Source organism: Hymenobacter nivis (assembly GCF_003149515.1).
GTDB classification, from domain to species: domain Bacteria; phylum Bacteroidota; class Bacteroidia; order Cytophagales; family Hymenobacteraceae; genus Hymenobacter; species Hymenobacter nivis.
On the sequence record NZ_CP029145.1, the window covers coordinates 3,617,906 to 3,638,530 of the forward strand.

Genomic DNA, 20,625 nt, shown 5'->3' on the forward strand with positions numbered 1-20,625 from the left:
CCGCCCGCATTCCCGGCGGCCCAAACCTGGCATGGCATTAAAAGTCCTCTGGTTAGCACCCTTTCCGCATCCCCTCGAAACCGGCGGCCACCCGGTGCCGTGGGTGGGCACGCTGGCCAACTTATTAAAAAAGCAACCCGGGATTGAACTGACGGTGCTGAACTGGTCGCACCGCATCGCGGCGCCGGTGGACGAGTTTGACGCCGAAGGCATCCACTTCATCTACCTCAAAACGCCCACCGTCCGCTACGACATCCTCACATTCTATCGGCGGCGCATCGCCGTGGTGCGGGCCTACCTGCGGGCCCACGCCCACCGCTACGACCTGCTGCACCTGCACGGCTCGGAGCTGCAATTGCCCGCTATGACCGCCGGCCTGCCCGTGCCGCTGCTGCTCTCGGTGCAGGGCATCGTGTCGGAGTACGCGAAAGTGGTGCCCAACCCGTTTTCCATTCTGAAAGTACTCTGGACGCTGGCGGGCTACTACGAGCGGCGCTACCTGCCTACCGTGCACCATTTCTCGTGCCGCACCCACTGGGACAAAGCCCACACGGCCCGCCTCAGCCCGGGCTGCACCATCTACCACAACTGGGAAGCCCTGCGGCCGGAGTTCCTTGCCGCCGCCGACCAGCCCGCGCCCGCCCCGCCGGCGCGGCCCCAGGTCCTGTTCGTGGGCGGCAACCAGGCCATCAAGGGCTTTAAAGAGATGCTGCTGGCCTACGACCAAATCCGCCAGCAGGCCGACGTGAAGCTTATGATTGTGGGCCGCCTTGCGCCGGCCGATGTGGCGGCCGTGGCCCAGCGCCACGGCCTGGCCCACCTGGGGCCCGAAAACGTGGAATACCGCCCGTTTCAGGACGCGGCCGGGCTGGCGGCGCTGCTGCGCGAGTCGTTTTGCCTGCTCCACCCCTCGTATATCGACAACAGCCCCAACAGCGTGTGCGAGGCCCAGTTGGTGGGGTTGCCCGTGGTGGCGTCGGACGTGGGTGGCGTTAGCTCGCTCATCACTGAGGGCGAAACTGGCCTGTTGTGCACCCTGGAGCCCGCCTCACTGGCCCGGCAGGTACTGCGGCTCTGCCACGACCCCGCCCTCCGCAGCCGCATTGCCCAGCAAGCGCAGGCCGTGGCCCGGGAGCGGCACGATCCGAACACCATTATCCAACGTACACTAGCCATCTATCACGCCGTGGCCCAGCCCGTGGGCCCGGCCAACTACGCCAATGCCCCGGCGGCGTTGGCGGTCCATTAACCGATACCCGTACAGGCCGTTCGCATCCCAACGGCTCCGCTATGCCCTATTCTCACGCTTCCCCACCCGATGGGCCCCTGACTACCCCGGTCTTGCTGCTGCTATTTAACCGGCCCGACACCACCCGGCGCGTGTTCGACACCGTCCGGCGGGCCCGGCCCGCCCGGCTGTACGTGGCCGCCGACGGCCCCCGCCCCGGCCACCCCACCGATGCCCTGCGCTGCGCCGAAACCCGCGCCGTGGTGCAAGACGTGGACTGGCCCTGCGAGGTGTTTACCCTGTTTCAGGAAAAAAACCTGAACTGCGGCCTGGCCCCCGTCACGGCCATGAACTGGTTTTTTGAGCACGAAGCCGAGGGCATTATCCTCGAAGACGACTGCGTGCCGGCCCCCAGCTTTTTCCCGTTTTGCCAGGAGCTGCTGGCCCGCTACCGCGACGAGGCGCGGGTGATGCACATCGGTGGCAACAACTTCGGCTCGGAGGCCCAAGGGCCCCTGGACCCAGCCGCACCCTCGTACCATTTCTCGACGCAGCGCAACAGCTGGGGCTGGGCCACCTGGCGGCGGGCCTGGCAGCTGTACGACTACCACCTCACCGATTTCCAGCGGGTGGCGGACGCCGGCGAGCTGGACAGTACTTTCAGCGGGCCCCTGGAAAAGCGCTACCGCCTGGGCAAAATGGCTGGCGTGCTGGCCCTGCCCCAGCCGCCCGACGTGTGGGACTACCAATGGGAGTATACCATTGCCCGCCACCGGGGCCTCTACGTTGTGCCCGCCGTGAACCTGGTGGGCAACATCGGCTTCGGCAACGGCTCGACCCACACCCACGACGGCGGCGACGCCATGGGGGCCCTGCCCGCCTGCGACCTGGCCTTTCCGCTGCGCCACCCCGCCGCGGTGGCCCAGGACCGCCGCCGCGACAACCGGCGCTTCAACGAATTTTTGCGGGGCCGCCTGGGGGCCGTGGTGCGGCGCGTATTCGCGGGCCAAAAGCCAGTGGCCGCCGGCCTGCAAAGCCCTAAACAAGCCGCCAAGCCCGCCGCCCCGCAGCCCACCAACGCCCTGCCCCAATGAAGCTGCTGCTCTCGGCCTACGCCTGCGACCCCAACCGCGGCAGCGAAGAAGGCTCCGGCTTCAGCTGGCTGTGGCAGTCGGCGGCGCTGGGCCACGAGGTGTGGTGCCTCACCACCCCGCGCGGCCGCCCCAGCCTGGAAAAACTGCTGGCCGACCGCGCCGCTGACCCCACGGTGGGCCGCATTCACTTGGCGTTTGTGACCGTGCCCCGGGCCGTGGAGTTCCTCTACCGCTGGCAGTTTGGTGTGTACCTGCACTACATTGTGTGGCAGTACCGGGCCTGGCGCGTGGCCCGCCGGCTCGACGCGCAAGTGAATTTCGGGGTCGTGCACCACGTTACCTACAACAGCCTCCAAATGGCGTCGTGGCTGTGGCGCCTGAAGAAGCCCTTGCTGCTGGGGCCCCTCGGCGGCGGCATGACGGCCCCCACCTCGCTGCGCCAGTACCTGCCCGACTGGTTCAAGACCGAGACCCTGCGCAACGCCATCAGCAGCCTGCTCACCACTTTCGACCCCAACGTGCGGCAGTCGCTGCGGCACGCCGCGCTGGTGCTGGCCGCCAATAGCGACACCGCCGCGCTGGCCCGCCGGCTGGGGGCCCCCCGGGTGGCGCTGGCCATGAGCGCCGCGCTGCCGGCCAGCTACTTCCCCGCCGCCTACGCGCCCCGCTCGCCCCTGGCCGGCCGCGAGTTGCGCATTTTGTGGCTGGCCCGGCTGTTTCCCCGCAAAGGCCTGCCCTTGGTGCTGGAGGCCCTGGGCAAAGTCGATGCGCGGGTGAAGTTCCATCTTGACATTATGGGCGACGGGCCCGTGGGGCCCCTGGTGCCCGGCTGGATTGCCGCCAATGGCCTGCAAGACCGCGTGACCTGGCACGGCAGCGTGCCCTACGAGGCCACTCGCGCCGCCTACCTCGGCCACGACGTGTTCATGCTGTGCAGCCTGCGCGACACCTACGCCAACCAGTACCTGGAAGCCATGGCCCTGGGACTGCCCATTCTCACGCTCGACCACCACGGGGCCGCCGATTTCATTCCCGCCGAAGCTGGCATCAAGGTGCCCGTGCAGTCGGCCGCCGCCACCACGGCTGCGCTGGCCCGGGCCGTGGAGCACCTCTACGACCACCCGGCCGAGCTAGAGCAAATGGGCCGGGCGGGCTTCGCCTACGCCGCGCAGTTTGCATTGCCCAAGCTGGTGGCCAGCCTCTACCAGCAAGCCGCCGATGCCGCGCCCGAACTGGCCCCACTGAGTAAAGGATTGCATGAGCGAACGAGTGAAGGCGTGGGGCAAGCAACCAGCTGAGCCAGCCGGGCCCCCACCCCTTCATTAAACATCACTTATTTATTCATTCGCCCATTTACTCATTATTATAAAGGAAGTGCTCTATATTATCATTCCGGTTTTCAACCGCTGGCGCTACACCCGGGAGTGCCTGGAGTCGTTGCGCCAGCAAACCAGCCAGGCGTTTCGCACCGTGGTGGTGGACGACGGCTCGACCGACGAAACTGCCGCGGCCCTGGCCCGCGACTACCCCGCGGTGGAGGTAGTGACCGGCGACGGCAACCTGTTCTGGACCGCCGGCGTGAACCTGGGCATCCGCCGGGCCCTGGCCCTGGGCGCCACCCGCGTGCTCACGCTGAACAACGACGTAGTAGCCGCGCCCGACTTCGTGGCCCAGATGCTGGCCGCCGCCGCCGCGCACCCCACCGCCGTGCTGGGGGCCCTGGAGTTCGACGCCGCCACCGGCGAGGCCATTTACGGGGGCGAGCGGCTCGATTTCCGGACCAATACGCGCACCGACCTGCTCCAGGAGCTGCCCACCGGCCAGCGCACGGGGCTGCACCCAGTCACGTATCTGCCGGGGCGCGGGCTGCTTATTCCGCAGGCAGTGATTGAAAAAATTGGGCTTTTCGACGAAAAGCGCCTGCCGCACTACCTCGCCGATTTTGACTACACCAGCGTGGCCCGCCGCGCCGGCTTTCCGGTGTACTGCAATTACGCTGCCCAGCTCAGCACCTACCCCGAGGAGAGCGGCCAGACCCTCACGCGCCAGCACCGCAGCGTGAAGGGCTACTACCAGCACTTGTTCGGCATCCGGGGCGGGGGCAACATGGTCAACTTCACGCACTTCGCTCTGAAGAACTGCCCGGGGCCCTACCTACCGTACTTCTTGCTCAACGGTTACGCCCGGCGCATCGTGGGCTACTTCCTGCACTGATGGGCACGGCCAAAAGCCTGGGGTGCTGGCTCTTGCTGGCCGGGTTGGACTGGGGCGGGCTGAAAACGTGTGTGCGCCACGCTGCCGCTCCGGTCGACGCCGTGCTCGTCATCACGAAGGGCGGCACCTACTCGGGCACCTACCGCAGCAGCGCCTCCGGGGTGGCCTGCGTGCGCGTGGCCACGGCCGAGCCCGTAGTGCTGGATGGCTGCGTGCTGGCTGGCCCCGGCCACCTGATTGTGGCTGGGGAGGGGGCCGACCTGACCGTGCGCAATTGCCGCGGCCAGGGCCTGCCGCCCACGGTGGACAAGCAGCCCACCGGCCGGTTCGTGGACGCCTACCGGCCCCGCCGCCTGGTAGTCGAGCACAATGAGTTCACCCAAACCACGGGCATCGGCGTGAACCGCTGGGCTAGCCCCGGGGCCCCGGCCCAAACCCTGACGGTTCGTTACAACCAGGCCCGCAACATCGACGGGCGCTGGCGCAACGGGGGGGGGGCGCGGGCGAGCTTCCTGATATTGAACACGGTGCAGCACCTGCCCGGCGTGGACGTCGCCTACAACGAGGTGCTCAATACGCCGGACCAGAGCCTGGTGGAGGACAACATCAACCTGTACAATTCGTCGGGCACGGCGGCCAGCCCGCTGCACGTGCACGACAACTTCGTGCGCGGGGCCTACCCGTTCCCGGCCACGGGGGGCCCCTTCACGGGCACGGGCATCACCACCGACGGCGACGCGCAAACCCTGGCCGCGGCGACGGGCTTCGTGGAGGCCGACCACAACCAGTTCGTGGGCATCGGCAACTCGGCCATGAACATCGCCAGCGGCCACGACGTGTACTACCACGACAACCGGGCGGTGAGCAGCGGCTACCTGCCCGACGGGCGGCGCTTCAGCGCGGGCTTCTGCGGGCTGGGGGTGTTCAACTACTACCGGCAGCCGGGGGGCGTATTCGCCAACCACCGGGTGGCCGACAACACGGTGGGCGTGGTGCGCTGGGGGGGGCACAGCCCCTCTGCCGACCGGCAGGACGAGGCCCCCGACGCCTGCGCCCCGTGCCAGGGCACCGTCCACCTGCCCGGCCCCATCACGCTGGCCACCGAGCAGGCCGAGTGGGTCCGCTGGCAAGCCAAACTCGCCCTCAACGGCTTGACCGTTGGACCCTTAACAGCTCAAAAAACGGGCAACTAGCGCGGTTTCTAAGTGTGCGCTACCGATTCGCGGCTACACACCACACATCAACCTGGTAACCGATCTAGGTAGGTAATAAGCAAGCACCAGCATAGGTCTTACTACATGGGTGCTCTTGCTTATGACAGGACTGGCCGGACCCGCATTGGCTGCATTTTGCCCAGGGTCAGCGAGCGCCAGGCCCATTCCACGGGGCCGTAGCTGAAATGTTGGAGCCAGTAGGCGCTTAGGCCTACTTGTAACATGAAGATGGGCAGGCTCAGTAAGCTCGCCACCCACAATTGGCTGGTGCCTTGCAGCCCCAGGCCATAGCCAAAAAATAGCAGCGAACCCACCAGCGTTTGGAGCAAGTAGTTGGTTAAGGCCATGCGGCCCACCAAGGACAAGGGCGCCACGGCCCAGCGCCCGGGCCAGTATTGAAAAAGCAGCGTCAGGCCGGCGATGTAAAAGGCGGTGGTGGCGACGTTGCGCAGGTCGTACACCGTGCGGAATATGGCCCGAACCGCATCAGATGCCTGTAGCTCGGGCCCGTACGTTCGGGTGAGAAGTAGGGCAAGTGCTTTGGTGCCCACCAACACCAGCACAGCGAAAAAAGCGAAGCGCCGGAAAAGCGCCTGCTTTTCTGTGGCGTACTGAAAAATCCGACGGCGGCCCGCGTACAGCCCAATCAAAAAAGCCCCTAACGTTTGGTAAATCCGCCCGCTGCCAAACTGAAAATTCAAGGCGTTGCCAAACGAATGGGCGTTGGCCAGGAAATTGTCGCTGTAGCTGCCGTGCACCAAAGTACGGTAGTTGGTCACGGCGTTGCGGGCCAGCAGAGCCAGCCGGTGCTGGCGCTCGGACTGGGTAGGGGGAGCCGCCCAGCCGTGGTAAATCCGCACGAGGTTGACCGGCAGATTCAGCGCCAGCAGGAGGCCAAATAGTAGGACCACCCGGTTAGAAACCCGGTTGAAAAGTAGCAGCAAAACACCCAGCGCTGCATAAATGAGCAGAATGTCGCCCCGCCAGTGGAGGTAATGCAACAGGCCGATGGCCCCTAAAATGCAAAGCCGGCGGAGGAAACGCCGGTAAAAAACGGCCGGCGCTTCGTGCGAGCGGCTGATCATCAAGGCGAAGCTCAAGCCAAACAAAAAAGAGAAGAGCGTATAGAATTTGTCAACGAAGAGCAACTCCACCTTGCCGATTACCAGCGCGTTGAGGGGCCCTGCCGCGTGGAAATCGTACAGCTGCTTGGGTAAGGCGTCGGCCGTGAACCACCGGTTGCAATGAACCACTAAAATGCCCAGCAGGGCTGCACCCCGCAGGGCATCAACCACCTGCAAGCGGGCCGCTTGGAGGCGTTTGGTTGGCAAAGCGTAGGGTATCGTCAAGTCGGTAGGGGTTAAGGTTCTAGGCAACGGCGCGCGGCCCGCTTGGCAGCTCCGAGGTGAATAAACGTACCCTATTAAATAAATGTTAACTACCGTTTACCTACTTCATGTGGTTACGTGCAAAGCAGGCTCGCTACGAACGGCACCTTGGCCAACGTCGCAGGTGCCCGCCCTGCCATGGGGCGCGCCTCTGTGCCGGATGGCCGCCGGGAACCAGCGGCCACGACGTGTACTACCACGACAACCGGGCGGTGAGCAGCGGCTACCTGCCCGACGGGCGGCGCTTCAGCGCGGGCTTTTGCGGGCTGGGGATGTTCAACTACTACCAGTAGCCGGCTACAATATTTTTTCACAACTAGCTGGATAGCAATGCATTGGATGTAGTGCGATGGGATGAGCACGCGTCCTTCGCCGACTGCCAGCACGGGGCCCCTGATGCCTGCGCTCCGTGCGCAGGGCTTGCCCGCCCTCGTCACGGCCGCCACCAAGCGGGACGAGTGGGCCCGGTGGCCGGCCAAGCTGGGCCGTAACCGCGTGGCTACTGGCACCGTAACAGCCCGAAAGCCGACCAAATAGGCTTTCGTTTTCTTTCTTGCATGTACATCGGAGTGCTGGCCCCCATTGCCACTAACGACCTGTTGCCCCCGGCCGAGCGGCGCGCCTGCCCGTACCCCAAAGGGCGCGAAGGGGCCCCACTCATCAGCAACCTCATCCGTGAGTACGTGGCCCGGGGCCACCAGGTGCTGGCCATAACCCTCGACGACCAACTGGCCGACGACGCCGCGCCCTTCGTGCACGAGGGCCCCGGCCTGACCTACGTGGTGGTGCCCGCCCGCCGCCGCACCTTCCGCCCCAACGGCCGCCGGCTGGGCCGCACCGCCGATTTTTTCTGGTTCGAGCGCCAAGGGCTGCTGGCTGTACTGCGGCGCTACCGCCCTGAGGTGGTGCACGCCCACTGGACCTATGAGTTTGCGCTGGCCGGCCTCGCCTACGATCCGCAAACGCTCGTGACGGTGCACGACAACGCCCAGATTATCTTCCGATACGTGCGCACACTCAACCGGCTGTTTCACCTGCTCATGGCCCGCTACGTGTTCCGCAAGGGCCGCTGGTTCACGGCGGTATCGCCGTACATGGCCGCCACGGTGCAGCCCTGGACCACCGCCAAAGTGGCCGTGGTGGCCAACCCGGTGGTGATCCCAGCCCGGCCCAGCGCCACGAAGGCCCCGCTGGAGCGGCCCGTTATCAGCCTGATTGTGAACGGATGGGACGACCGCAAAAACAGCACCACGGCCCTGTTGGCCTTTAAAGCCGTGCGGCAGCGGCACCCGGCGGCAGTGCTTTGGGGCATGGGCACGGCCTTTGTGCCAGGCGAAGAAGCGGCGGCATTTTGCCATGAGCACGGCATTGAGGGCGTTGTGTTCATGGGCCCCACGCCCCACGAGCAAGTGCTGGAAAACATTGCGGCCAGTACCCTCGTGCTGCACGCTTCGCTCGAAGAATCGTTCGGCATGGTGCTGGCCGAGGCCATGGCCTACGGGGTGCCCGTGGTGGCCGGCCGGGCCAGCGGGGCCGTGCCCTGGGTGGTAGCCGATGGCGGCCTGCTGGTGGACGTGGCCAGCGCCACGGCCATTGCCGAGGCCGTGAATGGCCTGCTCGCCGACCAGGCCCTGTACGAGCAGTTGTCGGCGCGGGCCGTGGCCGTCATCGCCGAGCGGTTCCCGCTGGCTAAAGTCGCCGACGAATACCTGGACTTGTACATGAAAATGGGTAGCAAGCAGCCGGTGGCCTGATTCAAGCTGCTGGCTGGGCCTTGAGGTAGTCGGCCAGCAGCAGGGCGTGGGCCACGATGGTAAGCGTGGGGTTGGCGTGGCCCCCGGTGGGAAACACCGAAGAACCAGCCACGTACAAATTGCTCACCCCGTGTACTTTGGCATTTTCGTCCACAACGCCCGTGCGTGGGTCTTCCGACATGCGGGTGGTGCCGATGTGGTGCGAGGCCGAGTTGTAGGCCGCAATCCGCTTGTGCAGGTAGCGCCGCAGCTCGTCTTCGTCGTAATTAATGTCGCCCAGGTTTTGCGCCCGGAAGCGGCTCACGAACAGCGTGTGCGCCGTGACGATGGACTCCAAATCTGCTTCCAAGAACGCCAGCTTTACTTCGGCGCGGGGCACGCCGAAGGTGTCCTTTTCCGTGGCCGACAGGCACACCCGGCTGTCGCGGTTGGGGGCCTGCTCGGCCTGAAAGTACAGGCCCCAGTAGGCGTTTTGCTTCGAGGGCATGAGGAACGGCAGGCGGCGCTTGGCCATGCGCTTCAGGCCCAGTCGCACCAGGTTGGGCACTTCCCACAGCCCGTTTTTGGCGATGTTGGCGGCGTGCTCGCGCAGGCCCGGCAGCAGCAGCCGGGCTTGGTGCGCCGTTTGGGCCACCGAGCGCTGGCTGAGGATGGAGAGCACCGACTTGGCCACGAACCGCGACGAAAACAGCACGTCGCGGTGGCCGTTGTCGGTGTTGGCGTGGTAGAGAAAAAAGATGTGGTTCAGCATCTGGTGCGCCGCCTGCGTGGGTTCGGGAAACCACCAGCGCCGGCGGCAGTACACGCCCCCGGGGTCGCGCTCGAAGTCGGCCCGCAGCTGGGTTTTGTCGCGCAGCTTCACGTCGGCATACGTGCCACTGAAGTGGACCATGTAGTAGCGCCCCACGTTGTCGTGCTGGTTGCCCAGCCCGCTTGGAAACTGGTCGTTGGCGGAGGCCAGCAGCAACCGGGCGTTTTCGATGCCGCCCGTGGCCAGCACGAAGCGCCCGGCCGTTACCGTCAGCGCTTGGCCGTGCAGTGACACCTCCGCGTGGCTCACCGTGGCGCTGCCGGCCGGGGCATGCAGTGCCAGTACGTGGGCGTCGAGCAGCACTTGCACGTTGGCACTTTTTTCGAGGGCCCCTCGGTAGGCCTTGCCGAAATGCACCGGGGGGCTCCACCGCTCCAGCGGGTAGGAAACCAGCTCCTCCGAGTCGAGGCCCGCCAGAATTTCCGGGTGGCTGCCGGGAAAGGCTTTCTGGGCATCAAACTCAAAATCACCGACTTGGCACAGCTCGGCCGCCTGGTGGTAGTAGGGCAGCAGGTCGTCGTAGGCGAAGGGCCAGCCGCTGCCAGGCACCCAGGCCCGGGCCTTAAAATCAAGCGGCTCGAAAGGAATGCACCGCCCGCCCCAGGCCGCCGAGGTGCCGCCGAACTGGCGGCGGCGGTTTTCCTCCAGGGGCTCGTGCGAGCCGGCGGGCCACACACTGCCCCGGTACAGGTCCTGGCTGGCCACGGTCTCGGCCCAGCCGCCGCCCGCCAGCACCACGACGCGCAGCGGGGTGCCGTCCAGGCGCAGGGCCAGGGAAATAGCCGCCGGCCCGCTGCCGACGATGCAGACGTCGGCGGCCAGGGTGTGGCCGGGCTGAAAAGTTTTTTCGGTAACAATCATGCGGTCACAATCAGGAAAGCAACTGGGTGATGGCCGGCAGGGCAGGGGGTAGGCTGGCCACGTAGCGCAGCGCCGCGATGTTGTGAGCCAGGTGGGCCGGGTTGCTGGTGCCGAACAGCACGGCGTCGGCCTTGTGCTCGGCCAGCGCGGCGGCAATCAGCAGCTGGGGCAGCGAGATGTCCGCCAGCCCGTCCATCCTCTGGATGGCCGCCATGTGCCGTGCAAATGCCGGCTGCAAAGCGGGGTAGGGTTGCAGTACTTGGTTGGCAATCACGGGGATGCCGTGGGCGCGGCAGAGCGCGGCAATGGCGTGGCCGCTGGGGCCCCAGCCCACGGGCGTTTGCACCAGCTGCACCTGCCCGCGGGCAATGCCGGCCTCCACCACGCGGTAGTCGTCGGTCGAAACGCCGGTGTAGCGGGCCAAGCCCTGCTGCCGAATCTGGGCCAGGCCGTCCCAGGCATCGGTGCCGGCCAGGGCGTCCCAAGTAGGCTCGTGCAGCAGCAGGGCATCGGCGGTTTCCACGCCCAGGCGCTGGTTGCTGCGCTGCACGCTGCCCACGAGGTAGGCGGCCGAGTAGTTGTTGCGGGCCCCGGCGCGCTGCCTGATTTTTTTGGCAATTTGGTTGAGGGGCGACAGCCAGCCGGGGGCGTGCACGCGGGGCAGCCCGGCCTTCGTGACGACGAAAAACGGGTAGCCCGTGGCGCGCAAGCCCCGGCCAATGAGCCGTTCCGCATCGCCCGAACCATAAAAATCAGAGGTGTCGATCAGGTTAACGTTCTGCTCGGTGGCCAGCTTGAGGAAGGCGTTGAAAGCCGCCGGAGCCATTCGGCTGCCCAGCGAGGCGGCCCGGCTGGTGCCAAGCCCCACCCGCGACAATTGGGTTATAGAAATCATGCAATCAGCAGCGTGCGCGGCGTTTGTGAAGAAAGAGCGGCTGCGCCCTGCCGGCCCGCCTTCGCCCAGATACGTGCAGCGGCCGGACTAAGGTAGCCCGGCGGCCCAAATTAGCCCAGTTTTTTTGGGCTTGTCCGCCCCTCTGTGGCCCTGGCCTCGCCATTATTGAGCCCCGGCCCCGGAACACCACGTCCCACCAGAAGGCCTGGTTATCCAGCACGTGGTGCGTAGAATTGGAAAACGTAGCCGGTACGCCGTAGTGCTGCAAAACGGGCAGCGTACGGAGATTGTTGTAACACCCGTCGTCGAAGTGATGAGGACGTATTCCGCACCGATTCGAGGCCGCGTAGCACGTCGGCCGGGATTACAAACGTGTAACCGTGGGCCAGGAAGCAGGCCACGGTTACACGTTTGTAATCCCAGTGGTGATTCGCTGCTGGGGATCCACTTTGTACCGTTCCATCTCGTTCGCGTTCCCAAAGAGCACGTGAAACATGGACACCATCAGGGCGAGCCGCTCAGGTACAGCAGCCCCCAAGTGGATCAAAGATGCCATTTCGTCGAGCCTGTTAAGTGCCCGTTTCCAAACACAGTCCATAGCAGCAGGTGGGATAAAAATGGCTTAAACGAATATTAATTATCAACTAAAGCAGGTGGTTTATTCGGCCAAGCAAGCGATAATTATTGCTAATCCAGCGCAATAGTTGGCAAAATGGCTGGGAGCGCTGCCAGGGCCTTAGCAAGGTGGGGAAATACTCAAAAATTGCATTTTGCTATTTTGATAGCGGGTTCTTATGAAGTAAATAGTTTGATAGTTTTTCATACTAGTGCGTAATTCAATAGCTTACGTTTGCCGACGGCCTCCTATATTTGCCACAATAGAACTTATGAATTATGAAGATTTCTATTGATCGGCGATCTTAACCAGCACGTTTATGGTAAAAAAATATAACTTTTTTGGTAAACTGGTACAGGTCCGCTCTGCTATTGCCTGCGCCGCGCTGGCCATCGGAGTGGGGGCGCTGCTGCCCGGGGCTACCCAGGCGCAGGCTATCAGCTACGCGGGCCCTTTGGTCATCACTCAGGGCGGCACCTACACCGGCAATTACCAGAGCCTGTCCTCAAGCGTGCCGTGTGTGCTGGTCAACACCACCGCGCCCGTGGTGCTCCTGGGATGCAACTTGTCCGGGGCGGGCAACCTGATTCAATCGGGATCGGGGGGCAACTTAGTGGTGCGCAACTGCACCGGCACCGGCCTGGCCCCCACGGTGGACAACCAGGCCCCCGGCCACTTCGTGGACGCTTACCAGTCGCAGAGCCTGGTGATTGAACACAACTTCTTCTCGGGCACGAGCGGTATCGTGGTCAACCGCTGGAGCGGGGCGGGCTTGGGGCCTACGCTGACGGTTCGTTACAACCGGGCCCGCAACATCGACGGGCGCTGGCGCAACGGGGGGGGGGCGCGGGCGAGCTTCCTGATATTGAACACGGTGCAGCACCTGCCCGGCGTGGACGTCGCCTACAACGAGGTGCTCAATACGCCGGACCAGAGCCTGGTGGAGGACAACATCAACCTGTACAATTCGTCGGGCACGGCGGCCAGCCCGCTGCACGTGCACGACAACTTCGTGCGCGGGGCCTACCCGTTCCCGGCCACAGGGGGCCCCTTCACGGGCACGGGCATCACCACCGACGGCGACGCGCAAACCCTGGCCGCGGCGACGGGCTTCGTGGAGGCCGACCACAACCAGTTCGTGGGCATCGGCAACTCGGCCATGAACATCGCCAGCGGCCACGACGTGTACTACCACGACAACCGGGCGGTGAGCAGCGGCTACCTGCCCGACGGGCGGCGCTTCAGCGCGGGCTTCTGCGGGCTGGGGGTGTTCAACTACTACCGGCAGCCGGGGGGCGTGTTCGCCAACCACCGGGTGGCCGACAACACGGTGGGCGTGGTGCGCTGGGGGGGGCACAGCCCCTCTGCCGACCGGCAGGACGAGGCCCCCGACGCCTGCGCCCCGTGCCAGGGCACCGTCCACCTGCCCGGCCCCGTCACGCTGGCCACCGAGGACAACGAAGGGTCCCTGTGGGCCCAGAAGCTGCAACAGAACGGCGTAGTGGTGGGGCCCCTGGGGGCCGCTGCTCCAGCCCCGGCCCCGGTACTGGCCCCGGTTGTGCCAATCACCGCCACCGGCCAGGTCGTTAACCCGGGCTTCGAAGCCGACGGCGCTGCCTCGGGCACGCCCGCGGGCTGGCAAGCCACCTTCGATGCCAACGCCGAATACACCGAATCGTACGCCGGGGCCCACACGGGCACTTACCACGGCACCCACTACCGCACCAAGGCCTACGAGGTTTACACCTACCAGGTGGTCAATGGCTTGGCAAACGGCACGTACGCCTTCAGCGCCTGGGTGAAAAGCAGCGGCGGCCAAGCCGCGGCCCAGATGCGGGCCAGTAACTACGGGGGCCCCGTGCTGAACGCCGACTTTACCGCCACCCCCGGCGGCGTGACGGCCCCGGGCTGGGTGCTGCTCACTGTGGCCAACATTGTGGTGACCAACGGCCAGTGCGAAATCGGCTTTTATTCCAAGGCCAGCGGCAGCCAAGCCATCTACTTTGACGATGTGACGCTGGCGCCCCAGCAAGCCGCTGCCCCCAACGTGGCGCCCACCGTGGCCCTGACGGCCGCCAGCAGCATTGTGCTGGGCCAGGCCCTGGCCTTGAGCGCTACGGCCGCCGATTCCGACGGCACCGTGGCCAAAGTGGCGTTTTTTAACGGCACCACCAAGCTGGGCGAAGCCACCGCGGCCCCTTACCAATTGAGCTGGACGCCCACCGCCGCCGGCACGTACGCGCTGATTGCCGTGGCTACCGACAACGCGGGCGCGGCCACAACCTCGGCCGTGGTGTCCGTGGCCGTGGTGGCGGCACCGGTTGCGCCGGCCCCCGCGCCGGTGGTTGCCGGAGCCAACCTGGTGCTGAACCCCGGCTTTGAAGCCGATGGAGCGGCCGTGGGCTCACCTGCTAACTGGCAAACCTGGACGGGCCAGGACACCGACGCCAGCGCCAACTATACCGAGGCCTACGGCGGGGCGCACACGGGCACCTACCACGCCACCCACTACCGCACCGAGGCCTACGAAATCTACACCTACCAGGTGGTACAAAACGTGCCGGCCGGCAGCTACGTAGTGCGGGCCTGGGTGAAAGGCGGGGGCGGCCACCAAACCCAGCTGCGCATCAAAAGCTACGGCGGGCCCGACATTACGGTGGACGCGCCCGCCACGCCCGACGGGCAGTGGGTGCAGGTGGCACTGCCCGACTTGGCCGTGACGAGCGGGCAGTGCGAAATCGGCTTTTACTCCAAAGCCGGGGCTAGCCAGTGGCTTTACTTCGACGATGTGGAGCTGGTGGCGCAAAATAGCCCTGGCACGGACCAGGTGGCCGCCGCCGCGCTGCTGAACCCCGGCTTCGAAGCGGGTGGCCAGCCAACGGGGGCCCCTGCCGGCTGGCAAACCGCCACCGGCCTGAACACCAGCGACAATGTTGACTACACTGAAGCTTACGCTGGAGCGCATGCGGGCTTATACCACGGCACGCACTACAGCCCCGAGGCTTACCAAGTGTACACTTACCAGGTAGCGAAGGGCTTGCCTGTGGGCACCTACACGCTGCGTGCCTGGGTAAAGAGCGGCGGTGGCCAGCCCCGGGCCGAGATGCGGGCCAGTAACTACGGCGGCGACATGCGCCTCGCTAGCCTCAATACCGTCATGAACGATTGGACCCTGGTGCAAATCCCGAACATTAGCGTGACGAACGGGCAGGCCGAAATAGGTTTCTACTCCAGCGCCAAAGCGGAGCAGTGGCTGTATTTCGACGACGTAGAATTTGTGCTCCAGCCCACCGCAGCCGGGGCTAATTCTGCGCTGAACGCCAGCTTCGACGACGACCTTACCGCGCTATTGGGGCCCCGCCAGTGGACTACTCAAGCCTTTGGCGCTACCCGGCCTTTCGCCAGCTACACCGAGGCGTACCCCGGGGCCCACTCGGGCCTGTACCACGGCACGCACTACCGCCCCGAGGCCTACGAAGTCTATACTTACCAAGTCGTGAAGAACCTGCCGGCTGGTACCTACACGCTGCGTGCCTGGGTAAAGAGCAGCGGCGGCCAGCCCCGGGCCGAGGTGCGGGCCAGCAACTACGGCGGCTCGTTAGTGAGCACCGCCGCCCCGGCCACCCCCGACGGGCAGTGGGTGCAAATCACGGTGCCAAACATTGTGGTGAGCAACGGCCAGTGTGAAATTGGCTTCTACTCCAAGGCCAGCGGCGGGCAGTGGTTGTACTACGACGACGTGGAACTGGTGCTGCAAGGCGGCGCCTCCGCAACGAGTGCAACGGCTGGCATGGCCGCCAGTGCACTCCCCGCCGGCCCCACGCTCTTCCCCAATCCGGCCGACGGCCAGGTAACGGTGTCTGTAAATTTTGCGCAGGCCACAGCGGTGACGCTGGTGGTTACCGACATGCAAGGCACTCCCGTGGCCCGCTCCCAGCAGCAGGCCACGGCCGGCGACAACCAGTTTACGCTCGATACCAGTACCCTGCCCAGCGGCATCTACACCCTGCAAATCCAGAGCAGCCAGCCGACGCTGGTGCAGCGCCTGGAGGTGAAACATTAGGGCCCCCGACAGCGCTAAAAAGGGGGAGATTGAGCAATGGCCGTTGCTCAATCTCCCCCTTTTTAGCTTAATAGTAGTCGCGAAGTGGTTTGAGAAAAAGAGGTAGGGCGCGGGGCTTGCCCCCGCCCGTCGTCCGCACCGTTTCAACGATTCCGTTCAATGGCAGGCGGGGCAAGCCCCGCACCCTACTTCACAACGGGTAGGGCTTAATTACTCATTTTCAGCCCTTAACCAGCGAGGTGCGGGCCAGCAGGAAAAGGAACCGCGAGTTGGTGACGAGGTAGCGCTTCCACAGCCGGCGGGGCTCCAGCCAGAGGCGGTAGGCCCACTCCAGCCACAGGCGGCGGGCCCACACGGGTAGCCGCTGCTCCATGCCGGCGTATACCAGGAAGGCCTGGCCCACGCCCAACATGCAGGCTTTTACCTGGCCGCGGTGCGCGGCCATCCAGCGCTCCTGCCGGGGGCAGCCCAGGGCTACGAACAGCAAATCCGGGTCGGCGGCGTTGATGGCGGCCACGTGGGCGGCCTCTTCCTCGGGGGTAAGGGCGCGGAAGGGCGGGGCACAGGTGCCCACCAGGCGCAGGGTGGGAAGCTCGTGCTTGGCCCGCGCCACAATGGCGGCCAGCACATCGTCGGTGGTGCCGTAGAAGTATACGGACTGGCCGCGGCGGGCAGCTTCTTCCAGCAAGGCGGGCACCAGGTCCATGCCGGCCACGCGCTCCTGGGGGTGGCCGCCGCGCCACCCGGCCACGCTGGCCACAGGGCCCCCGTCGGGGGTCACGAGGTCGGCCTCGGCCAGCACCTGGCGGAAGCTGGGGTCGCGGTGGGCTTCCACCACCATGTGCACGTTGGCGCAGCACACATAGGCCGACTGGCGGGCCGCGCCCAGGTGCAGGATGCGGTCCACAAATTCGTCGAAGGACCCCGTGGTGATGCCCGAACCAATAACAGTTTGCGTCGCTAACATAGGCGCTAAGGTAAGGGGCAGGGCCGCGGGCGAGCTGGCGCGGTTAGTACGCATTCTTCTCGCCGGCCACCATGTTCCACACCGTCTTGCCGATAATTTTCATGTCGAGCAGCAGCGACCAGTTTTCCACGTACTCCAGGTCGTACTCCACGCGCTTCTCCATGGCCCCGGCGGCGCGGGTTTCGCCGCGGTGGCCGTTCACCTGGGCGTGGCCCGTGATGCCGGGCGTCACGGCGTGGCGCTGGGTGTAGGTGTGGATGTACTTGGAATATTCTTCCAGCTGCGACACCATGTTGGGCCGGGGCCCTACCACCGACATGTGGCCAAGCCACACGTTAAAGAACTGCGGAATCTCGTCGAGGCTTGACGAGCGCAGGAAGCGGCCAATGCGCGTCACGCGGGCGTCGCCCTTGGTGGCTTGCAATTCAATGCCGCTCAGGTCGGTGCGCATCGTGCGCAGCTTGTAGCACGGGAATAGTTTATTCCGCTTGCCGGGTCGCATTTGCTTGAAGAACACGGGGCCCGGCGAATCCAGCTTGATGAGCAGCGCTAGGATGGGCAGCAAAATCGGGAATATGCCCACGATAACCAAGCCCGAAAACACCAGGTCAAACCCACGCTTGGCAATCTGGTTGGTGCGGAACGCCAGGGGGTGGCGGCGCACCGTGAGGATGGGGCCCCGGCCGTAGTAATGCACGTTCACGCCTTTGTGCAGGGTGCCTTCAAAGTCGGGCACGATGCGGAAGGCCATGAAGTGGTCGTCGGCAAAGGCTGAAAGCTCCGAAATCAGCTCGGACTGGTTGAGGGGCAACGCGAAGTACATCTCGTCCACCTGCTCCCGCTCGCAAAAATCCTTGAGGTCGGCCAAGCCGCCGCGCACCAGCGGCTGGGTGTCGGCCGCTACCGGTTCGTCGGTGAAGAAGCCCAGGAACTGGTTGGCCACCGGGTCGTGCAGCGTCAGGAACTGGTGCATTTCGCGCCCGCTGCGGCTAGCGCCCACAATCACGAAGCGGCTGTGGGGCCGGGCCAGTCGGTAGCGGTAGGTGCGGTAGAAAAAAGCCACCAGTAAGCGCCCGCTCACCACGGCCGCGCCCGCTATGCCATAAAGCAGCACGATGTAGCGGATGGGCAACAGCCGCACCCGCAGCAGCAAAATGCCAGCCGTGAACACCACCGCGTGGATGAGAAAGGCCAGCACCAGGGCCCAAAATTTCTCCGAATACGTCGTGAGCCGGTCCAGCGAAGTGGGGGCGGTTACCTGGCCCGCCACAATCCACCACAACAAGGCAAAAACGGCAAAAAACAGCGGGTAATCGCCGCCAAACTGCCAGTCGCCGCGCTGAATAAAATTGATTGCGCGGAAAGTCCCGAAAATAAGCAAAACATCAGCAGCCAACAGAATCATCTGGTTGATGTGGGTCCGGCGTTCGTAAAGTATCATGAGAATATAAGCGGGTAGGTTTATACTATTATCATATCAGTGACTTCGTGTCCAACGACAGTCCGTCAGGGTTTTGTGAGGGGACATACGGAGTGGAGGATCCATTAGCCTTGCCGATTATGATTTAAAAGGTATCTAATTGTAAATTTTATAAAAGCAATCAGTTGCACACCATATTTAAGCAGAATAATTATATTTTATAAATTGAATCGATTCCAAGATCGAACTGTATTTTATCGTTTTCAACTATTGTAGTAGTGGGTGGCAGCCATTAATAATAGTCTAATATACTATATATTATATATTAACCAAAGAAATTGTCATTATTTAGTTTTTACCTGTACTTAAAATGACTTGTTCCAAAGGTTGTGCCAAAAATTAGTGGGTTAGTTCTACGTTGGGGTAGGGAGCGGCCACTTCCACGGGCACGTTGATGGCGGTGGGAAAGGCCAGGAAGTGCGTCACGTACGGCGGCTCGGGGCCCCGGTGGAACTGCCGCACCTGCTCCTCCACTACTTGGTCGTCGCGGGTGAAGCGCTGGTGCTGGCGCAGGTGCTCGCCCCAGGTAGCCACGGTGAAAAACTCGGTGATGCGCGCGGGGTCGGCCAGGTCGGCATACACGCCGGCGCGCAGGGCCCCATCGCGCAGGCGCAGGCGCGAGAGGCGGCTGGCCACCGGCTGAAACGCGGCCCAGTCGGCGGGGTCGATGCGGTACTCAATCATCACCACCACGGGGCCATCGTCGGGGTCGGCGGGGCCACCGGCCACGGGCGGGTCGAGCCAGGGCTCGGCGGGGTCGAGGTTGAGGTTGTCGGCGGCCCAGAGCGGGTATGGGAAAGCCAGCAGGGCGCTGGCGGCCATCCAGCCGGCGGCCGCGCACAGGGCCACCTGCGGGCTGAAGTAGTCGGCGAGCTCGCCCCAGGCCAGGCTGCCGAGACTCATGCCCGCCTGAAACAGCAGCATATAGATGCTGATGACCCGCGCCTGCACCCACTTCGGCACGTTCAGTTGCACGGTGGTGCTGAAACTGGTCATGGCCATGAGCCAGGCCGTGCCCGATACGAACATGATGGGCCCCAGGATGGCGGTGTTCTCGACGAAGGCCAGGCCCAGGTTGGTGCCCACGAAGGTGAGCACGCCCAGCAGCACCCGCTGGTTAAGGCTGACGCGCTGCCCCGCCCGGCCCATGAGGAAGGCCCCCGCCACGGCCCCGGCGCCTAGCCACGAAAGCATGACGCCGTAGTGGCCGGCGCTCAGGTGCAGCTTGCGGGCGATGACCACCGGCAGCAGCGCCCACATGGCGCTGGCCCCAAACCCAAAGGCAAACACCCGCACCAGCACCGCGTGGATGGGCGGCGCGTAGTGCACGTAGCGCATGCCCGCCCGCAGGGCCCCCAGGAAGTGCTCGGCGGGGCCCTGGCTTTCCTCCGCGTCGCGCTTCCAGTAGTATATCACCGCGAACGTGCCCAGAAACGACACGCCGTTCAGCATAAATACCCAGCCCGGCGAGTAGTAGGCGATGACCAGCCCGCCCAGCGCCGGCCCGATGGCCCGGGCAATGTTGTTGCTCACGCCGTTCAGGGTAATGGCGAAGGGCAGCACCGGGCGCGGCACCAGCTCGGTGGTCACGGTTTGCCAGACAGGGCCGTTCAGGGCCGAGCCCATGCCCAGCAGAAACGTGAAGCCCAGTACCCCCAGCGCCGATACCTGCCCGCCCAGCGTAAGGGCCCCCAGAATGGTGGCCATCACCGCCATGAAGCCCTGGGTGCCCAGCAGCAGCTTGCGCCGGTCAACGAGGTCGGCCAGGGCCCCGCCGGGCAGGCTCAGCAGGAAGGCGGGGAGGCTGGAAGCAGTTTGCATCAGGGCCACGAGCAGGGCCGAAGTGGTGAGCGTGGTCACGAGCCACACGCCGGCCACGTTTTGCATCCAGGTGCCCACGTTCGAAACAAGCGAGGCAATCCATACGGCCCGGAATACGTGGTAGGCCAGCGGGCTCCACATGGTAGCCCGGGCGGCCGGGGCAGGGGGAAGGGAAGGGGTCATTAAGGAAATAACAGCGCGGACCAGCTTACGGATTTG

General features: G+C 64.7%; 15 protein-coding genes. 9 read left to right on the forward strand and 6 right to left on the reverse strand.

Translation table 11 applies throughout. The annotated features are described in order from the left end of the window. Positions 1-31 precede the first annotated feature (31 nt). From DDQ68_RS16065 to DDQ68_RS16085, 5 genes are all read left to right on the forward strand, one after another. Positions 32-1,249 carry a glycosyltransferase family 4 protein gene (locus DDQ68_RS16065; protein ID WP_109657212.1) on the forward strand — a complete coding sequence of 406 codons (1,218 nt, stop codon included), beginning with the start codon at positions 32-34 and terminating at the stop codon, positions 1,247-1,249. A 41-nt stretch (positions 1,250-1,290) separates the two neighbouring features. Further along, positions 1,291-2,322, forward strand: a complete 1,032-nt coding sequence (locus tag DDQ68_RS16070) for a nucleotide-diphospho-sugar transferase (RefSeq protein ID WP_211320161.1) — start codon at positions 1,291-1,293, stop codon at positions 2,320-2,322. Continuing rightward, entirely contained in the window at positions 2,319-3,620 is a 1,302-nt protein-coding gene (locus DDQ68_RS16075; protein ID WP_109657213.1) for a glycosyltransferase family 4 protein, read from the forward strand. The genes DDQ68_RS16070 and DDQ68_RS16075 overlap by 4 nt, the downstream gene beginning before the upstream one ends. A gap of 76 nt (positions 3,621-3,696) precedes the next feature. Then, positions 3,697-4,536, forward strand: a complete 840-nt coding sequence (locus tag DDQ68_RS16080) for a glycosyltransferase family 2 protein (RefSeq protein WP_109657214.1) — start codon at positions 3,697-3,699, stop codon at positions 4,534-4,536. Next, on the forward strand, positions 4,536-5,729 hold the full coding sequence (locus DDQ68_RS16085; RefSeq protein ID WP_109657215.1) for a right-handed parallel beta-helix repeat-containing protein: 1,194 nt from the start codon (positions 4,536-4,538) through the stop codon (positions 5,727-5,729). The genes DDQ68_RS16080 and DDQ68_RS16085 overlap by 1 nt, the downstream gene beginning before the upstream one ends. Before the next feature lie 119 nt (positions 5,730-5,848). On the opposite strand, the gene DDQ68_RS16090 is transcribed toward DDQ68_RS16085, so the two are convergent. Then, the gene (locus DDQ68_RS16090; protein ID WP_245897076.1) at positions 5,849-7,081 is read right to left on the reverse strand and encodes a DUF418 domain-containing protein; all 1,233 of its coding nucleotides are present in this window, start codon (positions 7,079-7,081) and stop codon (positions 5,849-5,851) included. A 125-nt stretch (positions 7,082-7,206) separates the two neighbouring features. On the opposite strand from DDQ68_RS16090, the gene DDQ68_RS22965 reads away from it, so the two are divergent. From DDQ68_RS22965 to DDQ68_RS16095, 3 genes are all read left to right on the forward strand, one after another. After that, on the forward strand, positions 7,207-7,431 hold the full coding sequence (locus DDQ68_RS22965) for a hypothetical protein (RefSeq protein WP_162550165.1): 225 nt from the start codon (positions 7,207-7,209) through the stop codon (positions 7,429-7,431). A gap of 103 nt (positions 7,432-7,534) precedes the next feature. Next, positions 7,535-7,675 (forward strand): hypothetical protein, encoded by a 141-nt coding sequence (locus DDQ68_RS22970; RefSeq protein ID WP_162550166.1) that lies wholly within the window; start codon positions 7,535-7,537, stop codon positions 7,673-7,675. Positions 7,676-7,695: 20 nt separating this feature from the next. Then, positions 7,696-8,892 (forward strand): glycosyltransferase family 4 protein, encoded by a 1,197-nt coding sequence (locus tag DDQ68_RS16095; protein ID WP_109657217.1) that lies wholly within the window; start codon positions 7,696-7,698, stop codon positions 8,890-8,892. Position 8,893: 1 nt separating this feature from the next. Here DDQ68_RS16095 and DDQ68_RS16100 read toward each other — a convergent pair whose 3' ends face one another. Further along, positions 8,894-10,564: a GMC oxidoreductase gene (locus DDQ68_RS16100; RefSeq protein ID WP_109657218.1), complete on the reverse strand. Its 1,671-nt coding sequence runs from the start codon at positions 10,562-10,564 to the stop codon at positions 8,894-8,896. Between the two features lie 10 nt (positions 10,565-10,574). Then, the gene (locus DDQ68_RS16105) at positions 10,575-11,459 is read right to left on the reverse strand and encodes an aldo/keto reductase (protein ID WP_109657219.1); all 885 of its coding nucleotides are present in this window, start codon (positions 11,457-11,459) and stop codon (positions 10,575-10,577) included. Positions 11,460-12,394: 935 nt separating this feature from the next. Between DDQ68_RS16105 and DDQ68_RS16115 the strand changes: the two genes are divergently transcribed. Next, positions 12,395-16,138 carry a T9SS type A sorting domain-containing protein gene (locus DDQ68_RS16115; protein WP_109657221.1) on the forward strand — a complete coding sequence of 1,248 codons (3,744 nt, stop codon included), beginning with the start codon at positions 12,395-12,397 and terminating at the stop codon, positions 16,136-16,138. Positions 16,139-16,358: 220 nt separating this feature from the next. On the opposite strand, the gene DDQ68_RS16120 is transcribed toward DDQ68_RS16115, so the two are convergent. From DDQ68_RS16120 to DDQ68_RS16130, 3 genes are all read right to left on the reverse strand, one after another. Then, positions 16,359-17,105 (reverse strand): WecB/TagA/CpsF family glycosyltransferase, encoded by a 747-nt coding sequence (locus DDQ68_RS16120; RefSeq protein ID WP_109657222.1) that lies wholly within the window; start codon positions 17,103-17,105, stop codon positions 16,359-16,361. Between the two features lie 43 nt (positions 17,106-17,148). After that, complete coding sequence (locus tag DDQ68_RS16125) at positions 17,149-18,546, reverse strand: exopolysaccharide biosynthesis polyprenyl glycosylphosphotransferase (protein ID WP_245897077.1); 1,398 nt, start codon at positions 18,544-18,546, stop codon at positions 17,149-17,151. Between the two features lie 378 nt (positions 18,547-18,924). Next, positions 18,925-20,589 carry an MFS transporter gene (locus tag DDQ68_RS16130; protein ID WP_109657224.1) on the reverse strand — a complete coding sequence of 555 codons (1,665 nt, stop codon included), beginning with the start codon at positions 20,587-20,589 and terminating at the stop codon, positions 18,925-18,927. Between the last annotated feature and the right edge of the window lie 36 nt (positions 20,590-20,625).

Excerpts from the sequence above, each read along its gene's own strand:
- DDQ68_RS16100 (WP_109657218.1), bottom strand. The coding sequence starts at position 10,564 with ATGATTGTTACCGAAAAAACTTTTCAGCCCGGCCACACCCTGGCCGCC.
- DDQ68_RS16125 (WP_245897077.1), bottom strand. The coding sequence starts at position 18,546 with ATGATACTTTACGAACGCCGGACCCACATCAACCAGATGATTCTGTTG.
- DDQ68_RS16130 (WP_109657224.1), bottom strand. The coding sequence starts at position 20,589 with ATGACCCCTTCCCTTCCCCCTGCCCCGGCCGCCCGGGCTACCATGTGG.
- DDQ68_RS16095 (WP_109657217.1), top strand. The coding sequence starts at position 7,696 with ATGTACATCGGAGTGCTGGCCCCCATTGCCACTAACGACCTGTTGCCC.
- DDQ68_RS16070 (WP_211320161.1), top strand. The coding sequence starts at position 1,291 with ATGCCCTATTCTCACGCTTCCCCACCCGATGGGCCCCTGACTACCCCG.
- DDQ68_RS16085 (WP_109657215.1), top strand. The coding sequence starts at position 4,536 with ATGGGCACGGCCAAAAGCCTGGGGTGCTGGCTCTTGCTGGCCGGGTTG.
- DDQ68_RS16075 (WP_109657213.1), top strand. The coding sequence starts at position 2,319 with ATGAAGCTGCTGCTCTCGGCCTACGCCTGCGACCCCAACCGCGGCAGC.
- DDQ68_RS16065 (WP_109657212.1), top strand. The coding sequence starts at position 32 with ATGGCATTAAAAGTCCTCTGGTTAGCACCCTTTCCGCATCCCCTCGAA.
- DDQ68_RS16115 (WP_109657221.1), top strand. The coding sequence starts at position 12,395 with ATGGTAAAAAAATATAACTTTTTTGGTAAACTGGTACAGGTCCGCTCT.
- DDQ68_RS22965 (WP_162550165.1), top strand. The coding sequence starts at position 7,207 with ATGTGGTTACGTGCAAAGCAGGCTCGCTACGAACGGCACCTTGGCCAA.
- DDQ68_RS16105 (WP_109657219.1), bottom strand. The coding sequence starts at position 11,459 with ATGATTTCTATAACCCAATTGTCGCGGGTGGGGCTTGGCACCAGCCGG.
- DDQ68_RS22970 (WP_162550166.1), top strand. The coding sequence starts at position 7,535 with ATGCCTGCGCTCCGTGCGCAGGGCTTGCCCGCCCTCGTCACGGCCGCC.
- DDQ68_RS16120 (WP_109657222.1), bottom strand. The coding sequence starts at position 17,105 with ATGTTAGCGACGCAAACTGTTATTGGTTCGGGCATCACCACGGGGTCC.